This is a genomic window from Archangium gephyra, from assembly GCF_042230915.1.
Taxonomy (GTDB): Bacteria; Myxococcota; Myxococcia; order Myxococcales; family Myxococcaceae; genus Archangium; species Archangium gephyra_B.
In genome coordinates, this window is sequence record NZ_CP102578.1 from 519,768 (window position 1) to 540,017 (window position 20,250).

The 20,250-nt window shown below is 70.3% G+C and carries 16 protein-coding genes; 5 read left to right on the forward strand and 11 right to left on the reverse strand.

The genetic code is table 11. The features are described from left to right. Positions 1–4 precede the first annotated feature (4 nt). Complete coding sequence (locus NR798_RS02110) at positions 5–1,222, forward strand: hypothetical protein (protein WP_375769703.1); 1,218 nt, start codon at positions 5–7, stop codon at positions 1,220–1,222. Continuing rightward, positions 1,212–1,907 (forward strand): hypothetical protein, encoded by a 696-nt coding sequence (locus NR798_RS02115; RefSeq protein WP_375769704.1) that lies wholly within the window; start codon positions 1,212–1,214, stop codon positions 1,905–1,907. The genes NR798_RS02110 and NR798_RS02115 overlap by 11 nt, the downstream gene beginning before the upstream one ends. A 26-nt stretch (positions 1,908–1,933) precedes the next feature. Here the strand turns inward: NR798_RS02115 and NR798_RS02120 are convergent, their stop codons facing one another. From NR798_RS02120 to NR798_RS02130, 3 genes are all read right to left on the reverse strand, one after another. Beyond that, positions 1,934–2,923, reverse strand: coding sequence for an ADYC domain-containing protein (locus tag NR798_RS02120; RefSeq protein ID WP_375769705.1), 990 nt, complete (start codon positions 2,921–2,923; stop codon positions 1,934–1,936). A 144-nt stretch (positions 2,924–3,067) separates the two neighbouring features. Continuing rightward, on the reverse strand, positions 3,068–6,868 hold the full coding sequence (locus tag NR798_RS02125; protein WP_375769706.1) for an SUMF1/EgtB/PvdO family nonheme iron enzyme: 3,801 nt from the start codon (positions 6,866–6,868) through the stop codon (positions 3,068–3,070). Continuing rightward, complete coding sequence (locus tag NR798_RS02130) at positions 6,865–7,320, reverse strand: response regulator (RefSeq protein ID WP_375769707.1); 456 nt, start codon at positions 7,318–7,320, stop codon at positions 6,865–6,867. Before NR798_RS02130 ends, NR798_RS02125 begins: the two co-directional genes overlap by 4 nt. A 220-nt stretch (positions 7,321–7,540) precedes the next feature. Between NR798_RS02130 and NR798_RS02135 the strand changes: the two genes are divergently transcribed. Further along, complete coding sequence (locus NR798_RS02135) at positions 7,541–8,425, forward strand: hypothetical protein (RefSeq protein ID WP_375769708.1); 885 nt, start codon at positions 7,541–7,543, stop codon at positions 8,423–8,425. On the opposite strand, the gene NR798_RS02140 is transcribed toward NR798_RS02135, so the two are convergent. From NR798_RS02140 to NR798_RS02165, 6 genes are all read right to left on the reverse strand, one after another. Then, positions 8,413–9,132 (reverse strand): TetR/AcrR family transcriptional regulator, encoded by a 720-nt coding sequence (locus NR798_RS02140; protein ID WP_375769709.1) that lies wholly within the window; start codon positions 9,130–9,132, stop codon positions 8,413–8,415. The genes NR798_RS02135 and NR798_RS02140 overlap by 13 nt on opposite strands. A gap of 157 nt (positions 9,133–9,289) precedes the next feature. Further along, positions 9,290–10,351, reverse strand: coding sequence for a cysteine synthase A (locus NR798_RS02145; protein WP_375769710.1), 1,062 nt, complete (start codon positions 10,349–10,351; stop codon positions 9,290–9,292). A 152-nt stretch (positions 10,352–10,503) separates the two neighbouring features. Further along, entirely contained in the window at positions 10,504–12,078 is a 1,575-nt protein-coding gene (locus tag NR798_RS02150; protein ID WP_375769711.1) for an aromatic amino acid hydroxylase, read from the reverse strand. 102 nt (positions 12,079–12,180) lie between these two features. Beyond that, a complete protein-coding gene (locus NR798_RS02155) occupies positions 12,181–13,128 on the reverse strand; it encodes a LysR substrate-binding domain-containing protein (RefSeq protein ID WP_375769712.1) in 948 nt (315 codons plus the stop codon). 125 nt (positions 13,129–13,253) lie between these two features. Next, positions 13,254–14,081: a hypothetical protein gene (locus NR798_RS02160; protein ID WP_375769713.1), complete on the reverse strand. Its 828-nt coding sequence runs from the start codon at positions 14,079–14,081 to the stop codon at positions 13,254–13,256. Beyond that, a complete protein-coding gene (locus tag NR798_RS02165) occupies positions 14,072–15,112 on the reverse strand; it encodes an AAA family ATPase (RefSeq protein WP_375769714.1) in 1,041 nt (346 codons plus the stop codon). The genes NR798_RS02160 and NR798_RS02165 overlap by 10 nt, the downstream gene beginning before the upstream one ends. 245 nt (positions 15,113–15,357) lie before the next feature. Between NR798_RS02165 and NR798_RS02170 the strand changes: the two genes are divergently transcribed. Both NR798_RS02170 and recF read left to right on the forward strand, forming a co-directional pair. After that, positions 15,358–16,575: a hypothetical protein gene (locus NR798_RS02170; RefSeq protein ID WP_375769715.1), complete on the forward strand. Its 1,218-nt coding sequence runs from the start codon at positions 15,358–15,360 to the stop codon at positions 16,573–16,575. A 47-nt stretch (positions 16,576–16,622) separates the two neighbouring features. After that, positions 16,623–17,789 carry a DNA replication/repair protein RecF gene (recF, locus tag NR798_RS02175; RefSeq protein WP_375769716.1) on the forward strand — a complete coding sequence of 389 codons (1,167 nt, stop codon included), beginning with the start codon at positions 16,623–16,625 and terminating at the stop codon, positions 17,787–17,789. A 127-nt stretch (positions 17,790–17,916) separates the two neighbouring features. Here the strand turns inward: recF and NR798_RS02180 are convergent, their stop codons facing one another. Further along, positions 17,917–18,645 (reverse strand): hypothetical protein, encoded by a 729-nt coding sequence (locus tag NR798_RS02180; protein WP_375769717.1) that lies wholly within the window; start codon positions 18,643–18,645, stop codon positions 17,917–17,919. Positions 18,646–18,648: 3 nt separating this feature from the next. Beyond that, positions 18,649–20,247 (reverse strand): AAA family ATPase, encoded by a 1,599-nt coding sequence (locus tag NR798_RS02185; RefSeq protein ID WP_375769718.1) that lies wholly within the window; start codon positions 20,245–20,247, stop codon positions 18,649–18,651. Positions 20,248–20,250 lie beyond the last annotated feature (3 nt).

Genomic DNA, 20,250 nt, shown 5'->3' on the forward strand with positions numbered 1-20,250 from the left:
TCTCATGGCACATCGCTTGACCGTGATGGTCACGCTGTTGTCGCTGTTGTCCGCGTGCACCACCGCGCGCGGAGTACGGCTGGACATAGGTGAAGGGCCGCCACGGGAGTACCGGCTGCCCACTTCGAACAAGTCCGTGAAGGTGGAGGCGGACGCGTTCGAAGAGGCGCTGACACTCCTGGTGCAAGGCGGGTGGGCGCGCGCCTCCTGCTCCATCGACGACACGGAGACCCGGTGGCGAAGCCTCATGAGCAGGAGCTTCGGCGGCCTCTGCAGGGCGGGCCAGCACAGGGCGGACTGCCTGTCGCTGCGCGATGGCCTGGCGGGCCTGACCGAGTGGGACAAGCTGGGAGTGTCCCTGGGCCTGTCACTTCAGCCCATGCGTGAGAGCATCGCCAGGGCGGTGGAGAAGACGCTGGCCCCCCAGCTCTTCTACACGGTCATCGCGACGGGCCTCATCACCTGGGCCGTCCTGGCGGCGAATCCCGAGCCCGTGTTCACCAAGGCGGCCGCCATCGTCTCGGTGCTGATGTTGGTCTACCTGGGAATGGAGACCTTCCTGGAGGTGGTGGAGGCGAGCCGGGAGCTGAAGAGGGCCTCGGACAAAGCCATCACCCCCGGGGAGTTGGAGCGGGCCGGTCAGCGCTTCGCGGAGCGGGTGGGTCCGCAGGTGGCGCGCGTTGTTGTCCTCGCGGTCACGATGGTGGTGAGCCAGGGCATGACGGGAGGCGCGGCGTGGCTGGCCTCGCGGCTGTCGGGGCTACCTGGCTTCCCGGAGGCCGCGGCGGTGGGTGCCTCCCAGCTGGGTATCAACCTGGCGAATGTGGGGCAGGTGAGGGCAGTGGCTGTCGTTGGCGGCACCATCGTCATCACCCTTCCCTCCACGGCGGTCGCCATGGTGGGCCAAGGCTCGGGAGAAGGAGCGGAGGCGCCCAGGCCGAGCGGACAACTCCACCACCCCATTTCCAAGCGGATCGCGAGAAAGCTCGATCTGCATAGAACACTCAAGGGCCGGTACACCGAGAGAGACCCCCGGTTCGTCACGCGGGCCGCCGACAAGGCTGCCCACAACGGCTATCAGAAATGGCACCGCGATGTAGATGATGAAGTCATCAACTGGCTCGAGCGATATAGCAAGGCAACCCCCGAGGAGTTCGAGGCCATGTTGAGGGGAATCTATAACCGGCCCGATATGCGAGCGAGGTTCCCCGATGGCCTCTGACGTTTCTTCCCACCCTTCGCGGTTCTTCGTCGTGGAAAAGCTGCGCGGAGGCCATCACGACACCGAGTTCGACGCGGATGTCATCAATACCGGCCCTGGGATGCACTGTCCTCAATGTGGGGACGGCATCGGCTCGCTGAGTTGGGAACCCCCCTACCGGGGCGAGCTGGAGCTCTACGGTAAGGATTATGGGGACCTCATGAAGGGGCCTACCGACCTGCTGATCTCCGAGCGCTTCGCGGAAGCTTTCAAGGCAGAGGGGCTGACGGGGCTCAGCGGCTTCCATCCTGTCGAGATCACCCGTGTACGCCGCAAGCGCCGTGGCCCCAAGCCCGGCCCACCGCCCCGGTATCTCTACGTCAACCCCGCCTACGGCAACCCGGCGCTGGACATGGAGCGCAGCCGCATCCTGAGCAAGAAGCCTCCAGAGTGCTCGTGGTGTCGCAACGTCGGCACTGACGCCATCGACGGGCTCGTCCTGGAGGAAGGTACCTGGAAGGGAGAGGACGTGTTCAGGCCCCGTGGCATGTGGGGCGTCGTCCTCGTCTCCGAGCGCTTCATGCGTTTCGCCGAGAAGCAGGCCATGAGTCACCTGACGCTGGTCCCGATGGAGAAGTACGTCTGGGATCCACTGGGCCTCTGCTACCCTCGGCCGATGCAGTTGGACCCGCCGAACAAGGGTTAGCGGGTCCCTCTGCGAAGTGCGCCTGACTACAAGCCCAGGTCGATGCCCAGCGAGCCGGGCGTCTCGTTGCGCATCAGCACGCCGCGGCTGGTGCTCAGTTGCTGACCGCAGAAGAGGTCCACCCGCGAGTCGAAGCAGGGCAGCTGCGCGTGCGTGCGGTTGAGGCCGTAGAAGCAGCGCGCGCCGTTCTGGTCCCACTCCGCCTCGAACACCCAGCTCTCGGTGTCCTGCTGGATGCCCAGCTCGTCGTAGAAATTGATGCGGTTGCCCGTCTTCGTATAGCTCTTGCCCGTGCCGCAGTAGTCGGCGCGCACCATGCGCGTGCACGCCTGGTGGTAGTGCGCGAGCGGCACTCCGTTGTACGTGGCCCACGGCCGGTAGCCCCACAGCGCGCACTTGGCGATGGCGCCTCCCTGGCACGCGAAGGTGAAGCGCTGCGGGTCATCCGTCTTCGAGCCGCCTCCCTCCACGTTCTGCCGGTAGTTCCACACGCCCTCCACCGGCAGGGCCTGCACCGGAGTGCCCGCGACGTTGCGGCAGGCCGGGCGCCACGTGCCGTCCGCGGCGCGGTACTCGATGCTGTAGAGGTTTACATCCGCGTTGGGCGCCGGGGCCGGGTTCATGCCGGTGATGCGCACGGGCACCGTGCTGCCATCGCCCAGGTTGCCCTGGAACTGCACGCCGACGAACTCCGCGTCCTTGTAGAGGGTGCTTCCCTTGTAGCCATAGAACGAGGTGCCGCGCAGCCACGCCTCGTCCAGCAGCGCGCCGCCCTTGATGGCCGGGTTGAAGTTCACGCTCACCAGGAAGTTGTTCAGCTCGGCGCCGTTGAGGTCCGAGCCATTCAAGTCCGAGCCATTCAGGTCCGAGCCATTCAGGTCCGAGCCGTTGTCCGCCGCCAGCGGGGCCTTGGTGAAGCCGCGCGGGGCCAGCTCCTCCTCGGGAAGGGGGGTGGCGCAGGCGGACAGGAACAGGGCTCCGGCGAGCCAGGAACGGGGCAGGTACGACGAGCGCATGGAGCTCCTCACGGAAAACGGCCGCCGGGGGGAGGGGGACGGCCGCGGGTGTACTGTTACCGTGAAGCTGAAGCCCGCTCGTACTGGGGGGAGGGCAGGTGTTGATCGCCGGACGCTGGCGGTGTCCGCTGCCGGGCACTCGCCTCAGGGGGTGGAGGGCGCATCCGCGCACAGCCGTAGGCCGACGCTGAGATCGCGGAAGCCGGGCTCGGGCGTCTCGCGGTTGGGCGAGCGCGCGGTGCTGGCGCCGAAGTAGTAGCTGCCGCCGCGGGCCACCGAGCGGCCGGGCTGGAGGATGGAGTCGGCCCACTCGAAGACGTTGCCCACCATGTCGTCCACGCCGAAGGGGCTGCGCGAGTCGGGGTGGCTGCCCACCGCGTCCGGGCCGAAGCTGGCGCCCACCTTGCCGTACGTCTCGTCGTAGTTGGCCTGGTGGGGCAGCAGCACGTCGCCGTGGGGGTACTCGCGCTCGTCCGCGCCCCGGGCGGCGCGCTCCCACTCCAGCTCGTTGCACAGCCGCGCGCCGGGGACGCGGCCCGTCTGTGCCACCCACGCCGCGTAGGCCTTGGCGTCCGCGTAGTCGATGGCGCCCACCGGCAGCCGCCGCCAGTCCTGCTCCACCAGGCGCGGCCGGGTGGTGTAGCGCAGGGGCTCGCCCTCGGGCGCCGCGTACGTCACCCCGTTGGGGTGGATGCTCAGGTGCCAGCGCCCATCCGGCAGCCGCTTCAGCTCCACCTCGGCGTTCATCGAGGCCACCTTGGCCCCATGCGGCGTGCGCTTCGCCTGCTCCTCGGGCGGCAGTGCCTCCAGCCAGCGCAGGTACTCGCCATACGTCACCTCGGTGCGCGAGATGAGGTAGGGCCCCGTCTCCACCTCGTGCAGCGGCGCCGTGTCGAAGAACTGGCGGATGTTCTCGTCGGCCGCGGTGCCGAAAAGGAAGGTGCCGCGCGGCACGTAGACGAAGCCCTCGGGGACGCGGGCCGCCTCGGGCAGCGCCACGTCCAGGGTGCGCTCGGGACCGGGCTCGGCCCGCACCACGTGGCGCACCGGCGCATGGCCGGGGGCGCTCAGCTCCAACACCCAGGTGCCGCGCTCCAGTGACAGCCCCTCCAGCGGGGTGGCGCCCACCTGGCGCGCCGCCGTGAGCACCCGCCGTCCATCGCTCGCGGACTCGTAGCGCGCCAGGGACACCGTGGCCCCGGCGGGCCGGGTCCTCAGGCTCACGCGCAGGGGTGCCTCGAAGCGCGCCATGCGCTCGCCCGTGGTGTCATAGAGGCGCAGGCGCTGCAGCAGCTCGTCGCGCTCGCCGGGGTGCCAGGTGCGCTCGGCGAGTCGGGTGCGCTCCGACAGCACCTCCGCGAAGGCGCCGCGCACCGCCTCGCGGGCCGGGTCGAGCACCAGCGCCCGCTCCATCGCCTCGCTGGCCTGGGCGTAGGCCTGCTGGGTGCCGGTCTGAATCCGCAGGGCCTCGGCCCAGCGGGGCCGGGCCTCGTCCAGCTTGCCCGCGTCGAAGAGGGCGAAGGCCTCCGTGCGGGCCACCTCCAGGGCGCGGTCGCGCTCCCGGGCATGCTCCAGGAAGGACTGCGCCTTGGCGAGCTGCGCGCTCACCTGCTGCCCCAGGCTGTACCAGGCGTGGAGGCGCAAGCCGGCGTACACCAGCGCGAGCGAGGCGACGAAGCCCGCGGCGAGCACCCGCGTGAGCAGCCGGCCGCGGCGCACGCCTCCGCGCGAGGCCTCAAGGAAGGCGGCCTCGCGGTGGGTGAGGCTCTCCGGGGCGAGGCCGCGCACCTCGGCGAGGTGGCGGGTGCCCCACAGCGCCTCGCGCGGGCGTCCCAACCGCTCCCACTCGGCGGCGGCCAGCTCCAGCCGGGCGTGGAGCAGGCGGGCCTCGTTGGCCTCGGCCAGCCACTGGGCGAGCATGGGCCAGCCGCTGAGCAGGGCCTCGTGGGCGATGTCGAAGGTGGTGCCCTCCTCGGAGCGGCGGGCCACCACGAGGCGCGCGCGGATGAGGGCCTCCAGCGCGGCGCGCGAGGCCGGGTCCTGGCCGAGCAGCTCGGCCTCGGAGCGGCGGGCGCGCGTACCGTCCACCGTGACGAGCCGCATGAGGAGCTGCCGCGCCGCGCCCTGCTGGTCCGGCAGCAGCTGGGCGATGACGCCGTCCGCGTACCGGGCGAGCGCGCCATTGACGCCGCCGAGGGCCTCCAGGGCGGCGGCGGGGATGAGGCCGTGCTCCTGGTCCCGGGCCTCCCACAGCTCGGCGAGGGTGAACTGGAGCAGGGGCAGGCTGCCCTCGGCGCGCAGGGTGGACTCCACCAGCGTGTCGATGAGGGCCTCGGACTCGAAGCGGGCGCCCTTGGCGCGGGCGGGGCCCGTCACCACCTCGCGCACCTCGGCGCGGCCCAGGGGGCGCAGCAGGTAGAGGGCGCGCGAGAGGGCCTCGCCCAGGCCGGGCAGCGCGCCCAGCCGGGTGAGGAAGTCACTGCGGGAGGTGGCCAGCAGGCGCACGCCCGTCACCCCCGAGGCCAGCTGTCCCAGCAGCTCCGCCATCAGCGCGGCCTCGGCCGGCTCGCTCAGGGTGACGAGCTCCTCGAGCTGGTCCACGTGCAGCACCACGCCGCGGCGGGCGCCCTCGCCCAGGGCGGCGCGCAGGGCCCGCACCAGGGTGGTGGGCTCGGCGCGGGCGAGCTGCTCGAGGCGGGCTTCCTCCAGCGCGACATGGGGGGCGAGCACGGCGGCGAGGGTGGCCACGGGCCGGCGGCCGGGCACCATGCGCGCCACGCTCCAGGAGAGGCCGTCCTCCAGGGCGCCCTCGCGCACGCGGGGCAGCACGCCCGCCAGACACAGCGAGGACTTGCCCACGCCGGAGTCGCCGGTGACGAGCACGAAGGCATTGGCGCGCAGCCGCTCCAGCACGGCGCGCACCTCCTGCCGCCGGCCGAAGAAGAGGGCGCGGTGCTCCTCCTGGAAGGCATGGAGGCCGCGGTAGGGATTGCCCTCGGGCAGGGGCGGGGCGGTGTCACCGGCGTGCAGATCCTCCAGCGCCTCCAGCAGCGCGTCGGCGGAGGCGAAGCGCTCGGTGGGCTCGCGGCGCAGGCAGCGGTCCACCGCCTCGGCGAAGCGGGGCTCCACTCCCGGCGCGGCCGCGGCCAGGGGACGGGCGTCCTGCTTCTGGAGGGCCCAGGGCAGCTCCCTCAGCGGCACATGGCGGAAGGGGCCCTGGCCGGCGGCGAGCTCGTAGAGCAGGGCCCCGAGGGAGAAGAGGTCCGAGCGGACCGAGGCCGGCTCTCCCCGCCAGACCTCGGGGGACATGAAGTAGGGGGTGCCCACGAGGCTGCTGTGGGTGGGGGACGTCAGGTCGAGCTCCGAGGAGGAGGTGCCCGTGTCCGGGGGCGCCTCGGGCCCGGCGTCCGGCGCGTCGCCGGGGAGCTCCGGGGGCGCATCGAGGAGCTTGGCCAGGCCGAAGTCGAGCAGCTTCACCTGGCCGGCCTCATCGAGGATGGCGTTGGCGGGCTTGATGTCGCGGTGGAGGACGTTGCGGCGGTGGGCGGCGGCGAGCCCTCGGGCCAGGCCGATGCCGATGTCCAGGACGCGCTGCCAGGGCTGGGGCCTGGGGAGCCGGTCCAGGCTGGTGCCGCGGATGTACTCGGAGACGAGGTAGGGCAGGTCCTCGAACTGGCCGGCGCGGTAGAGCGTGGCGACGTTGGGGTGCTGGAGGCGGGCGGCGGCGCGCGCCTCGATGAGGAAGCGCGCGAGGGCCTCGTCATCGAGCGTGGGGATGAACTTCACCGCCACGGTGCGCTCGAGCAGGGTGTCGTGGGCGAGGTAGACGTGCCCGGTGCGTCCGCGCCCCAGCGGGCGCAGGAGCCGGTACTCGTCGAACTCCGGCGGCGGTTGCCAGCCGTCGTTGGGAGGTGGCGGCTGGGAAGAGGGAGGCGGAGGGCTCACCGCGAGCGAGGCTTGCTGCCCGTCTTCTGCAGGAGGGCGCGGATCTTGTCGGCCACGGTGTCGGGGAGGGCGGGCTTGGAGACGAACTCGTCGCAGCCGGCCTCGCGGGCCTTCTCGGTGTGCGCGGGGAGGACGTGGCCGGTGAGCGCCATCACGGGGATGTGGCTGGTGCGCGCGTCCTGCTTGAGCAGCCGGGTGGCCTCCCAGCCGCTGACCACGGGCAGCGACAGGTCCATCAGGATGACGTCCGGATGGGACTGCTGGGCCATCTGGATGGCTTCCTGCCCATCCCGGGCGGTCTGCACCTGGTAGCCGAGGAACTCGAGGTACTCGGCGTACATCTCCCGGGCGTCGTCGTAGTCATCCACGACGAGCACCTTGCAATCACCGGGTTGGGGCTCCGAGGGGGATTCGGACGCTTCGGACGGGGGCAGCTTTCGAGCGGAGTCCATGGTGCCTGGAGGCGGGGGGTTGCCTCATTCTGGACCCTAATGAGGGGGAGGGGCAATGTGCCGGGGGGCGTAAAATACCGCCCATGCCACACACCTTGAGTGTTGGATGACAATTGCCGACGTCCCGGGGTCTGGACGAATCGCTTGCCGGACGGGAGAGTATGACTTACCGACTGGTAAGTGCCTGCCCTCCAGGCGGCAACCCCCACCGAGGTTCGTCATGGCCGACGCACTGGTTTCCACGTCCCTGCGCCCCAGCTTCTTCGCCCCCATCCCCGAGTCCGCGCGGGAGGATCTCCTGCGGGACTACCGGCGGTTCCTCGAGCGCCGCAACGGCGACATGAACTTCGAGCGGGGCTTCTCGCTGCGCGAGGAGTGGCTGCGCGAGGCGGCGGGCTGGGAGAGCCAGTACCAGGGGAAGGTGGACGGCGAGGCCTTCAACCGGGCCTACGCGAGCTTCGGTGAGGTAAAGCACCTGACGCTGCCGGAGGTGGCGCTGCTGACGTTCGTGAAGGCGAACGCGGGCGAGGCGTACGGCGTGGAGGTGGTGGGCCGGGTGCGCCAGAAGCGCCAGGACGGGACGCAGCTCTTCCACCAGGTGGAGCGGCTGCTGGGCTTCGAGGAGACGTACCACACGCGCATCCTCATCGGGGCCACGCAGCACTTCGGGGTGAAGGTGGAGGGGGCGTGGAAGCCGAGCCTGCAGCTGCGGGTACTCATCGGCTCGCTGGCCTATGCGCCGGGCCTCTTCTTCCATCCCATCCTGCTGGCCTCGGAGATCGCCGGCGTCTTCATGTTCCAGTGGATGCTCAAGCGGGTGGGGGAGATCTTCCGGGAGCAGCCCGCGGTGCGCGAGTCCATGGAGCAGCGGCTGATTGAGATTCTGGTGGACGAGGTGGGCCACGTGGCCTTCAACCGCATGGCGGTGGGGCCGCTGGGGCTGTCGGTGGCGCGGAAGATGGCGGCCGGAGTGCTGCGAGGCGTGTCCGGCACGACCCCGGAGTACAAGGCGCTCGGGATGACCGAGAGCGAGATGAGCAAGCTGGACGGCTTCGACCTGGAGCAGCTGCCCGAGGAAGTGCGGCGCCGCTCCTACTTCGTCTGACGCCGGGGAGAGGCGGGACGCGCGGGGCCCTCGGGCCCGGGGCTGGCGTGGGTGAAGAGGTAGCGCTCGATGATGCGCACCACTTCACCCAGCCGGCGCTCGCGCCACTCGGCGTCGCTCACGCCGGTCCAACCCTCCAGGGGAAGCAGGGCGAAGGTGGTGAGCAGCAGCGTGCCGACGTGCGCCACCGCGGCCTCGGGATCCAACTCCAGGCGGATGTGCCCCTCGTGCTGGCCCTGGCGCAGCGTGTCGGCCATGAGGCGCAGCCACGGCTCCACGCCGCGGCTCAGCCGGGCGACCTGCGCGCGGTCCCCATCGAGCAGCTCGCGCAGGATGACGCGGGCGGCGTGCGGGTCTGTGTCGAAGAACTGGCGGATCTGCCCCATGGCCCGCTCCAGACGCTCCTCGCCCTTGCCGGTGAAGGCGCCGAGCAGCAGCAGGAGGTGGCGGTTGGAGTGCTCGACGAGGGAGGCGACGACGGCCTCGTGGAGCGCCTCGCGCGAGGGGTAGTGGTAGAGGAGGGCCTGCTTGCTGATGCCGACGGCCTGGGCCACGTCGTTGACGGAGATGGCGCCGAAGCCGCGTTGGGCGATGAGGCGGGTGGCCTCCTGGAGGATGCGTTCGCGCGGTTCGGCGGTGGGGGCCTTGCTGGAGCGAGGCCCGCGCGTCTTCACGTCTCCGGCACCGTGGGTGTCTTTGCGCCGCATGGAGCGGGGGCCACTATCCCATGGCGCGGCGGAAGCGGAAGTCAGAGAAGAAGGAGTGCCCGTGGGCCCATGCGCCAATATCCCCTCGCCCTCCGGGAGAGGGACGGGGTGAGGGTGCCACGGACCCCGGGTTGAACCCCGGCGCGCCTGGAGGTGCTCAGGAGGCCTTGGCGAGGAGCACGCCGGGCAGGAGCGAGCGGGCGGAGTCGGGGCCGCGCTCCTCGAGCCAGCGGGGGACGGGGAGGCCCTTGGAGCGGAGGAAGGAGGGGTTGAAGAGCTTGCTGGCGTAGCGGTTGCCGGAGTCGCAGAGCACGGTGACGATGGTGTGCCCGGGCCCGAGCTCGCGGGCGAGGCGGATGGCGCCGGCGATGTTGATGGCGCTGGAGGCGCCGAGACAGAGACCCTCGTGCTCGAGGAGGTCGAAGAGGAGGGGGAGGGCCTCGACGTCGGAAATCTGGAAGGCCTCGTCGATGGGAGCGCCCTCGAGGTTGGCGGTGATGCGGCCCTGGCCGATGCCCTCGGAGATGGAGGAGCCCTCGGACTTGAGCTCGCCGTGGGCGTACCAGTGGTAGAGGGCGGCGCCCATGGGGTCGGCGAGGCCGATGACGATGTTGGGGTCGCGCTCCTTGAGGGCCATGCCGACGCCGGCGAGGGTGCCGCCGGAGCCGACGGCGCAGATGAAGCCATCGAGGCGGCCGCCGGTCTGGCGCCAGATTTCGGGGCCGGTGGTGTCGAGGTGGGCGCGGCGGTTGGCGGTGTTGTCGAACTGGTTGGCCCAGACGGCGCCGTTGGGCTCGCGGGCGTCGAGGGTCTCGGCGAGGCGGCCGGAGACCTTCACGTAGTTGTTGGGGTCCTTGTAGGGGACGGCGGGGACCTCGAGGAGCTCGGCGCCGACGAGGCGGAGCATGTCCTTCTTCTCCTGGCTCTGGGTGTCGGGGATGACGATGACGGTGCGGTAGCCGAGGGCATTGCCGACGAGGGCGAGGCCGATGCCGGTGTTGCCGGCGGTGCCCTCGACGATGACGCCGCCGGGGCGGAGGCGGCCGCGGGCGATGGCGTCCCGGATGATGAAGAGGGCGGCGCGGTCCTTGACGGACTGGCCGGGGTTGAGGAACTCGGCCTTGCCGAGGATGGTGCAGCCCGTGAGCTCGGAGGCGCGCCGGAGCTTGATGAGGGGCGTGTTGCCGATGGCCGAGATGACGTCTTGATGGAAGTGCATGGGGGCTCGCAACCGGCAGGGTAGCGCCCGGGAGCCCACCGGCTCAAGGCACCCACCGTGTGAGGTCGGGTCCGAATGGAAAAAGGGCCCGAATCACCCCGAAGGGGACCTAGGCCCTCAATGCCTCCCGAGGAGGCGGCTCCCGGCAGAGCCTACGCCCGCGCGGACTTCTTGAGCTCCTCGACCTCGACCTTGAGGAGCCAGTCGTCGCGGAAGTCGGTGGCGGCGTTGGAGATCTGCTCCAGGCGCGCGAGGTTGATGGCCTTCGACTCGCGCATGGTGCGCACCTCGCGGTAGAGCGCCGCGAGCGACGGGTGCAGGGCCGTGGCCTTCTTCTCACGGGCCTTGGCCTCGCCCTCGCCCTCGGCGAAGGCGTTGAGCTCGCCGAACCAGCGGTCCCACGCGCCCGGATCCGCCGGTCCCCCGGCCACCGAGGGCAGGCCCGTGCTCAGGAACAGCTTCGCCACGCTCGGCAGCTCCACCGGGCGGCCGTCCAGCTCGCCGCGCAGGTTGAGCACCTCGCCCCCTCCCACCGCGAAGCCCTGGATCTTCAGGCCGCTGGCCAGCTCCAGCTTGAAGGGCCCCTTGTCCGGCAGCTGCCCCTCGCCGAACGCCACCAGCGCCAGCCCCGGCCACGGCTTGCCCTCGGCCTTGCTCTCGCGCGACACCATCACCGGGCCCTCCAGGCGCACCAGCGCGCTGGTGAGTCCCTCGGCCACCGGACGCGCCCCGGGCAGCGCCTCCACCACGCGCGCCGTAATCTCCCGGCCATCGGCCAGCACCAGGTGGTTCACCGTGCGCGCCTGGATGGCCTCGTTCAGCCCGTAGTCCCCGCCGCGCTTCCACGCGAGCGTCGCCTCGAACTCGTTCAGCACCTCGAAGAGGTGCTCGAAGTCGCGCGCCACGAAGAGCTGGGGCTGCATGCGGGTGATGTCGTACTCGGTGTCCGCGCAGGCCACGCACAGTGGCAGCTTCTTCACCGCGTCGGTGAGGCAGTGCTTGGCCTCGCCGATGCTCGAGAGCAGGCCGGCCCCGTAGATGCGCGGCTGCTCCATGCCGCCGATCATCCCGTACTCGGCCGTCCACCAGTAGAGCCGCGAGGCGCGGGTGCTCTCGCTGACGTAGCGGCGGCTCTGGTTGGCGGCCTCCAGGCGCGCCTGGGCATGGGCAATCTCCTCCTGCGTCGCGGTGGGGTCCTCCTTCACCACGCTCAGGTTGCGGATGGCCTGGAAGACGGCCTCGTCCTCCACCGTGGCAATGGCCTTGAAGCCCACCAGCCCGCAGCGCTTGAGGTACTCGGCATAGCGCGCGTTGGCGATGATGGGCGCGTGGCCGGCGCTCTCGTGGACGATGTCCGGGGCCGGCGTGTACGGGATGTGCTCGTGGGTACGGATGTCCGCGGCGATGGCCAGCACGCCGAGGGCCTGCAGCTCGGTGAACACCGCGGGCGGGATGAAGCCGCGCACGCCCACCGCCGCCCAGCCCAGCTTGGACAGCTTCTCGTTCATCTCATCCAGGCTGGGGATGCGCTCCAGGCCAATGCCGGTGGCCTCCAGGCCCTCCAGGTAGACGGAGTGCGCCTTGTCCGCCAGGTGGCTGCGCAGCTGGCCGAGGATGTGGCGCCACACCGCCTGATCCCTCGGCGTGTAGGCGTCGTAGTCCTGACTCACCACATAGCGCCGCAGATGCGCGGGCAGTCGGGCAATGGTCCGTTCGGTGGGCGTCATGGGAGCTTCTCCGTTGCATGAAATCTACGCACCGGGAGCCCTGACGGAAATCCGATAAAAACCGACGTCTTCTTCGATTTTCCGCCGTTTGCATGCACCGCGTCAGAGCGGGGCCGGGTCGCTCCTGCGGCGCTTCGACGCGAGGCGCTGACGCAGCCCTCCGAGGACGAGCTGGGCCGCCTCGGAGCCGGGGCCGCCCGAGGGACGGAGCGTCACCACCTCGACGAACTGGGGCTGCTCCTCGCGCAGGGGCCAGACGCAGAGGTCCTCGGGGAAGGAGCGCAGCAGCCGCAGGTCGGGGGCGATGGCGCAGGCGTGGTAGGCGCGCAGCAAGTCGAAGAGGTGGAGGAAGCTCTGCACGCGCGACACCTCGCGCACGGTGACCTCATGGGCGGCGAAGCGGGCGCTGTTGGCGCTGCCGTACGGGTCCTCGCGCTGCCAGTCCACGAAGGGCTGGCCGTCCAGGTCGCGCACGTGGAGCGTGCGGCGGGGGCCATGGCGCTGGGACAGTTCACTGCCCGGGCCGGCGAGGATGACGAAGGGCAGGTGGAGCAGGGACTCGGCCTCGACGCCGCGGTGGGGCGGCAGCGGGGTGAAGTCCACGGCGAGGTCCAACTGGCGCGTCTGCACCTGGCGCACGAGCTCGAAGGTGCCGCCGAAGCTGACCTCCAGCTTGATGCCGGAGCGGGCCACGTCTCCGGCGATGCCGGCGAGCAGGAAGTTGGAGAGGGTGGGGTTGAGGCCCAGGCGCAGGCTGGCCTCGGCGCTGGCGAGGTCTCTCAGGCGCTTGAGGTCCAACTGGTGGAGGGGCGTCTGGGTGCCCTCGTAGAGCTTCTCGCCGCGGGCGGTGAGGTGGAGGCGGCGGCCGGGGCCGCGCTCGAGGAGGGGCTGGCCATCGGCGAGGGTGTCCTCGAGGGCGCGGATGTGCTCGCTGACGACGGAGCGGGCCACGCCGAGGTGCTCGGCGGCGCCTTCGAGACTGCCGGACTCGACGGCGGCCGCGAAGGACTCGAGCCAGACGAGGTGCCGGGGGAGCTTGCGCGGGGGCATCGGGGCCCATCCTTACACCCGGCGGGCGCAGATGCCCGTGCTCTCACTCGCTCCTACGATAAGCGCCTGGTGCGGCCGTTCTATGTGCGCATCGGGAGCCGCATTGCCAACCGAAACACATCGGTTCATGCGCGCAACTGGTTGAGCAGCGCCTGCCATTCAGGGAAGAGCGCCACGGCCGCCGCTGGATTGTTTCGGACCCAATCGCGCAGGCGGTGGCGGAAGAACTTGGGGTTGTTTTCTGGACGTAGGGCGAGTGACGGTGTGAGTGCGGCCAGCAGATCCTTGCCCGAATACCAGAGGAGCACTTCTTCGGTACGCGTCAGGGCCTTCAGTCGTTGCGAATTCTGCGAGAAAGACATCGCGACGGTCGAGTCGGCCAGCGCGGGTTCGACCTTCAGGCGAAATGTCTCGATGGTACGCTGGACCCAATTGAAGCAGGCTGGATCGCTACAATCAGCAGGAAGCTTGATCTCGTTCTGGAGGTCGTCGGGCCGTGTTGGCAGGTCCGAGAAGGGGGGCAGGCTGCGGCGTGCAATGCCGAGGGTCCACCGTGCCGCAGTGTAGGATTGAATGTGCTGAGCCGCCTTGAGCAACTCTGCCGAGTATGCGGCTTCATCCCAGTGGGTTGCTTGGGCGACGAGACGCGGTTCGAGCAGGTAGCTCTCCAACTCATGACGGCACCAGCGCCAGCCGAGCACGTCCCCTTTCATCTTGTCGACAGGGCGATCGACGGAGGGCCGGGTCAGGTCCACCGGTGGATCGAAATCGAAGTCCCGATCGCGCAGGTAGCAGGCTTGCACGCCCTTCTGCCGTGCATCTCGTGCCTTGGGCGCCAACGACCCCTTGGGGCCGCCTTTCTCGACCACCACTCGGAGCAGTGCCGTGACGAGAAGAGGGGTGAGGACCTCCGCATCCAGGTCTCCCTCGACGAAAAGGCGCGCTACAGGCATGGCTGTCCCCCTGGAAGCCGGAGCTCGTTCTCGGCGGGAGTTACCTCTTCCAGGTAGGGCGAGTGGCTCGTGACGATGAACTGGCAGTCGGGGCCAATTCGTCTCAGGGAGGAGATGAGCACCTGCTGTTGGGGGGGATGGAGGTGCAGTTCCAACTCATCGATGAGCACGACCGAGCGCGCAATCCCCAGACGCACGAACTCGAAGATCAGTGGGAAGATGGCCTGCTCTCCGGAGGACATCTCCGCCAGATCGTAGGCGCGGTTGTCACGCTCTATGAGGAAGTAGGAGTCTGCGGCGCTCGGAGCCTGTCCCACCTCGCGAGGCTCCACGCCGGCAAAGTGCGTTCCCGGGAAGAGCTCTGCGAACCGTGTTTCAAGCCGCATGAGGTAGTCGGATGCTTCCGTCTTGCGCGGTGAGGTGTGAAAGCCCCACCAGCCGACGAGGTACTCGCGCAGCTTGCTGTAGCCAATGGTCCTCAGGTTGCGGTGTTGGTCGAACCAATAGGCACCGCCTACCCTGGGGAGGTAGGCCGGACGGATGTGGGGTTGGGTCTTGCTCAGCGCGGAGATGAAGAATCGTCCGAGGAACTGGCTCAGCGCGCCTGGCCCTTGGGGAGACGAGAGCCCGCCATTGGAATAGACGAGCTTCACCAGGGAGTGGCGGGTGGGTGGGTGCAGAGGTGGATGTTCGCCGGGCCTACCAGCTTGGTGCCACTGCTGGAAGAGTTCGTGTGTTGCGTCCAGTTCATCGGGCTCGAACAGCACGTCCAACTCGACCCGTGTAGGCCCGCGGCTCGACACTCGCTCGGCCAGGAAACCCGTCCATTGGAACTGGGCGGGCTCCGGCGTTTGTCTCGTTGCCAGCGACAGGGTCAGTGCAATCGCCTGGAGCACGGTCGTCTTTCCCGAGCCGTTGTCACCGAGCAGCATCGTCAGCGGACGCGGCTGGTCGGATCCCTCCTCCAGGACGGGGACGTTGAGCTGGTCGATGCCCTTGAAGTTTTGAATGTGGAGATGGGTGAGATGCATCAGCCGCTTCTTCCTGCCCCTGCTGCTATCACGCACCGGGACTGTAGGCGACCCTTCTAACGAGTGATCGTCGAGAGTGCGCTTGCCCGTCGAGGGAGGCCACTGGAGAGCGAACATGGCGTCACGAGTGAACATCTCGGCTCTTCGTCGCATCCCCAGTGCCCCTGACAGAGAGTTGGCTTGGTGAGAGTTGTGCCTCCGGGGGCCTGCCGCCGGGCCCGGGTGTCCCTATAGTGGACGGTACCGTGGCCACCCATCCGGACAACCTGCGAGCGCGGCTGGAAGAGCGAGGGGAGCTGCTCGAAGCGACCCGCCTGCGCTACCGCGCGCTGGAGAAGATGCTGCGGGCCTTCTTCTGGAAGGACCGGGTGCGGGCCAACCTGGAGCTGCTGCGTGAGGTGGCGCTGGCCCAGCCGCAGGTGGACACCACGCTGGAGTCGGTGGCCCGGCGCGCGGCGGCCGAGGGCTGGCCGAGGAGCTCGGCGCCCATGGTGCTGCTGGCCGAGGTAGCCCGCTTGCGCGAGGCCGTCGCGTGGGCGGTGGAGCGGCGGCTCATCGCGAAGCAGAAGCCGGCGCAGCTCGGCGAGGCGCTGCTGAAGCTGGAGGAGGAGGTGCTGGACGCGGGGCCGCTGCTGGGGCGGCGCCTGTGGGCCCAGGCGGTGGAGATCCTGCCGCGCAACCTCCCGGAGCTGCGGGCCGCGTGCGCGGCGGGGGAGGTTTTCGAGCGCGTCTTCAAGCGTCCGGCGGTGGAGGGCGCGCTGCCCTTCGACGCGGCGGAGGCGGACGAGGTGCGGCGGGCGCTGCTCGTGGCGGACAAGGCGCTGGAGGCGTTGTGGACGCGCCTGGAGCGCTTCGACGGCACGGGCCGGGTGAGGAGCTTCCTGGAGAAGCGGATGCGGCGGGCGCCGGTGCGTCCTCCGCGCAGCGGGCCGGAGCTGTTGCTGCACGCGGCCTTCTGGCACGACCTGACGCGAGCGCGGCTCAGGGCGCTGCTGGAGTCCCGGCTGTCGCCCGTGGTGCCGCGCGAGGAGGAGTGGCCGGAGCTGCTGGGGTGGCTGGTGGCGCGGGAGGGCCCGGCGCAGGCGCGGCTGGAGGCCTCGGAGGTGCTGAGCGAGGGGCGTGCGGGGCTGCTGGAGGTGGCGGCGGAGCTGGCGGCGCTGTCGCGGGCGCGTCCGGTGGGGCCGTGGAACGAGGAGGCCGCGTGGGTGCGGTTGTGGACGGCGGCGCAGCGGGCGAGGTCCGAGACGGGCCCGGACGCGGAGCGGCTGCGCGAGTCGCTGCGCCTCTTCATCCGGCTGCGGGGACAGGGGCAGATGCCGGCGCGGCTCTTCTCTCCGGAGCGGGATGTGCTCGCCCGGACGCCGGGCGGACGGCCGGGAGGAGAACCGGAGGACCTGCCGGGGCTGGTGCAGCGGGCGCGGGAAGCAGCCGGGCGGCCTCGGACGGGGCGGGTGTCGGGGTAGGGCTTTAACCTGGACGCCCACGTGTACGGATGGGAGAAAGGCCCCCCGTGCGGCTGCTGGCACTCCACGTTCAGGACTTCCGAAACCTTGGCCAGGTGACCCTGGCGCCGAGTGCGCACGCGTCCATCGCGGTGGGGCAGAACGGGCAGGGGAAGACGAACCTGCTGGAGGCGCTCTACTTCCTGGCGACGCTCAAGCCGTTGCGAGCCGGGCGCCTGTCGGAGCTGGTGCGGTGGGGAGCGCCGTCGGCGCGGGTGACGGGCCGCTTCCTGCTCAAGGGCGCGGAGCGGGAGATTTCCGTGGAGGTGGCCGGAGGGGTGCGGCAGGCCTTCGTAGACGGGAAGAAGGCGTCGAGCCTGGAGGAGTACTTCGGGGGCGTGTCGGTGGTGGCCTTCACCCCGGACGACCTGGAGGTGGTGAAGGGAGGGCCGGAGGCACGGAGGGCCTTCCTGGACCGGGCGGTGTTCAACCGCTTCCCGGCGTTCCTGCGGGAGAGCCGCGAGTACGCGCGGGCGTTGAAGAACCGCAACCGGTTGTTGAAGGCGGGCCCGGTGGACGCGGCGTACCTGGACGCCTACGACGAGACGCTGGCGAAGGCGGGGGCGCGGGTGTACGCGCGGCGGCGGGCGCTGATGGCGGAGCTGGCTCCGAGGGCGCAGGCGACGTTCGCCGCCATCGGGCGGACGCCGGAGCCGGCGGCGTACGGCTACCACCCGGCGCACCTGGGGGACGTGGACTTCGTGGGGGCGGACGAGGCGGCGCTGGCGGTGGCGCTGCGGGAAGCCCTGGCGGCACGTTCCCGGAGGGACCTGGACCGGGGCTTCACCTCGGTGGGGCCGCACGTGGACGACGTGACGGTGACGTTGGGGAAGCGGAGCGCGCGGGCGTACGCGAGCCAGGGCCAGCAGCGGGCGTTGGTGTTGGGGTGGAAGATCGCGGAGATCGAGAACCTGGAAGCGGCGATGGGCTTCCTGCCGTTGCTGCTGCTGGACGACGTGTCGAGCGAGCTGGACCCGGAGCGCAACACGTACCTGATGAACTACCTGGCGGCGAGCGGGGCGCAGGTCTTCCTGACGACGACGGACGCGAGCCTCGTGAGGGGAGCGGCGGCGCAGGACACGTTGTGGCTGGGAGTGCGGACGGGAGAAGTCACGAGCGTGACTTCCACGCAGGAGCCATCAGCGCGAGAACAAACCGCGGACGAGCCCGCGTAGAACACCTTCCCCCCTGCGCCCAACATCCCCTCGCCCGTGCCCATCTCCCCTCGCCCTCTGGGAGAGGGACGGGGTGAGGGTATCGAGCATCCCAGGTTGGCCACCCGCGGTTTCCTGACCGCCCCGCTCAATCCCAGCGCCCACCGCGCCCGGCGGTGAGGAGCGAGGTGGGAACGAGGCTCACGAGGACGAGCACGCCCAGGTACAGACCCATCATCCGGAGCAGCTCGTTACCGAACTTCACGAGGAGGATGGGCAGGCCGATGGCCCAGGCCAGGGTCATCCAGCGCGCGAGCGGGTGGGGGATGAGGCGGAGCAGTCCCAAGCCGATGCACGGCTCGAAGAAGGGCTGAATCCGGCTGGCGAACGAGCGATCCTTCTCGAGCTCCCGGTGCAGCTGCTCCACGTACCGCTGCCGCTCGGCCATCCGCGCGGCCTCGTCCTGCTGGCGGGCCTGCTGGAGGACCTGCATCTGCTCGCGAGTCTGTGCCTCGGCCTGCGCCTGGGCGCGCGCGCGCTCCGCGTCGTAGGCGAGCTGCTCGGGGGACTGGAGGTCCGCGCCGCACGTGGTGCACTCCCGAACGAAGCGGCCGTTCTCGGCCTCGCAGCGGACGCAGCGCGGAAAGGACTGTCCCTGGGCGGGTGCCTCATCGAGCGTCAGCGGCGTCTGCCCATGGAGCTTGAAGCGCTCGACATGGGCCTCGGGGACGGAGACGGAGGCGGGGGCGTCGGCGCTGGGCCCCGCGACGGACTCGAAGCGGCCGCCGTCCTGCAGGCGCACCTGTCCGTCGGGGTGGGGCTTCTCGCCGCGCGAGCGCTCGAGGTGGAGGAAGCGGGAGAACTTGTTGGAGGACATCGCCTACTCCTTCCTCGCGCCGTTGCCGGAGGATGAGGCCGGACGGGTGCGCCCGCGGGCCCAATCGCGCAGCCGGACGATGTCATCGCGCATGGTGACGGCGAGCGGGACAGTCTCCTGCAGAGCCCCGGTGATGTGGCGCTGCTCCAGCTCCACGCCCTGGCCGAAGGCCTCGTAGAGCGCGGCGATGATGGCCTGCTCTATCTCCGCGCCGCTGAAGTTCTCGGCGAGGCTGGCCAGCGCGTTCAAATCGAAGGTGGCCGGGTCGCGCTTCCGCCGCTGCAGGTGGATGCGGAAGATGTCGCGGCGCTCGGCGGCCTCGGGCAGGTCGATGAAGAAGATCTCATCGAAGCGGCCCTTGCGCAGCAGCTCGGGGGGCAGGCCTTCAATCCGGTTGGCGGTGGCGACCACGAACACCGGAGACGTCTTCTCCTGGAGCCAGGTGAGCAGCGTGCCGAAGACGCGCGCGGTGACGCCGCCGTCCGTGGTGCCCGAGGAGGCGACACCCGACAGGCCCTTCTCAATCTCATCCACCCAGAGCACGACGGGGGCGATGCTCTCGGCGACGCGGATGGCTTTGCGGAGGTTCTCCTCGGAGGAGCCGACCAGCCCGCTGAAGATGCGGCCCATGTCGAGCCGCAACAGGGGCAGGTTCCAGTGCGCGGCGATGGCCTTGGAGGTGAGGCTCTTGCCGCAGCCCTGCACGCCGAGCAGCAGCAGGCCGCGCGGCTCGGGGAGGCCGAACTGGCGGGCGCGCTCGCCGAAGGCGGCGGTGCGCTGGGTGAGCCACTGCTTGAGGCTCTGCAGGCCGCCCACGTGGCCCAGGTCCTGCTCCGGCGGGTAGTACTCGAGCAGCCCGCTCTTGCGGATGACCTGGCGCTTCTCGTCCTGGACGCGGCGGATGTCCTCGGCGCTCAGCTTGCCGTCGTGGGCAATCGCCTTGGCGAAGGCATTCTCCGCCTCCGACAGCGTGAGGCCCTGGGCCGCCTGGATGAGCTGCGCGGCCTGCTCGCGCGACAGCTCGATGGTGGCCTTGTTGCCGCGGCGCACCACCGCGACGATCTCCTTGAGCAGGTTCATCAGCTCCTGGAAGTCGGGCAGCGGGACGTCGAGGACGGACACCTCCTTCTCCAGCTCGGTGGGGATGACGAGCGTGGGGGACAGGAGGATGACGGTGGTGAAGGTGCTCTTGAGGGCGTGGGCGAGCTCGCGCAGGGCGCGCACCACGGACTTCTCCTCCAGGTAGGGGTGGAAGTCCTTGAGCACGACGAGCGAGGGCTCGGAGAGCTTCTCGATGGCGGCGATGGCATCGATGGGGCTGCGCGTGTCCTCGGGGAGCGCGGGACCCCGGGAGCCGCCGAGGTAGCGCAGGCCGCGGCTGATGGACCAGGACAGCAGCACCTTGCCATGGGCGCGGGCCATGTCCGCGAGGAGCGAGTCCACGCGGTGCTCCTCCCACGACACGAGGTAGAGGAGCGGGTAGCGGGCGCGGATGAGGATGTCGAGCTCCTCGAGCCAGGGAGCGGAGGAGGACCCGGGACGGGGGAGCGCGGGGCTGGACACCATGCCCCGGGTATAGCAGGCCGGGAGTGCCTCGCGCATCGA

Bases quoted from the DNA above. Each gene is read 5' to 3' on its own strand.
- NR798_RS02110 (WP_375769703.1), top strand. From the start codon at position 5: ATGGCACATCGCTTGACCGTGATGGTCACGCTGTTGTCGCTGTTGTCC.
- NR798_RS02115 (WP_375769704.1), top strand. From the start codon at position 1,212: ATGGCCTCTGACGTTTCTTCCCACCCTTCGCGGTTCTTCGTCGTGGAA.
- NR798_RS02120 (WP_375769705.1), bottom strand. From the start codon at position 2,923: ATGCGCTCGTCGTACCTGCCCCGTTCCTGGCTCGCCGGAGCCCTGTTC.
- NR798_RS02130 (WP_375769707.1), bottom strand. From the start codon at position 7,320: ATGGACTCCGCTCGAAAGCTGCCCCCGTCCGAAGCGTCCGAATCCCCC.
- NR798_RS02135 (WP_375769708.1), top strand. From the start codon at position 7,541: ATGGCCGACGCACTGGTTTCCACGTCCCTGCGCCCCAGCTTCTTCGCC.
- NR798_RS02140 (WP_375769709.1), bottom strand. From the start codon at position 9,132: ATGCGGCGCAAAGACACCCACGGTGCCGGAGACGTGAAGACGCGCGGG.
- NR798_RS02145 (WP_375769710.1), bottom strand. From the start codon at position 10,351: ATGCACTTCCATCAAGACGTCATCTCGGCCATCGGCAACACGCCCCTC.
- NR798_RS02150 (WP_375769711.1), bottom strand. From the start codon at position 12,078: ATGACGCCCACCGAACGGACCATTGCCCGACTGCCCGCGCATCTGCGG.
- NR798_RS02155 (WP_375769712.1), bottom strand. From the start codon at position 13,128: ATGCCCCCGCGCAAGCTCCCCCGGCACCTCGTCTGGCTCGAGTCCTTC.
- NR798_RS02160 (WP_375769713.1), bottom strand. From the start codon at position 14,081: ATGCCTGTAGCGCGCCTTTTCGTCGAGGGAGACCTGGATGCGGAGGTC.
- NR798_RS02165 (WP_375769714.1), bottom strand. From the start codon at position 15,112: ATGCATCTCACCCATCTCCACATTCAAAACTTCAAGGGCATCGACCAG.
- NR798_RS02180 (WP_375769717.1), bottom strand. From the start codon at position 18,645: ATGTCCTCCAACAAGTTCTCCCGCTTCCTCCACCTCGAGCGCTCGCGC.
- NR798_RS02185 (WP_375769718.1), bottom strand. From the start codon at position 20,247: ATGCGCGAGGCACTCCCGGCCTGCTATACCCGGGGCATGGTGTCCAGC.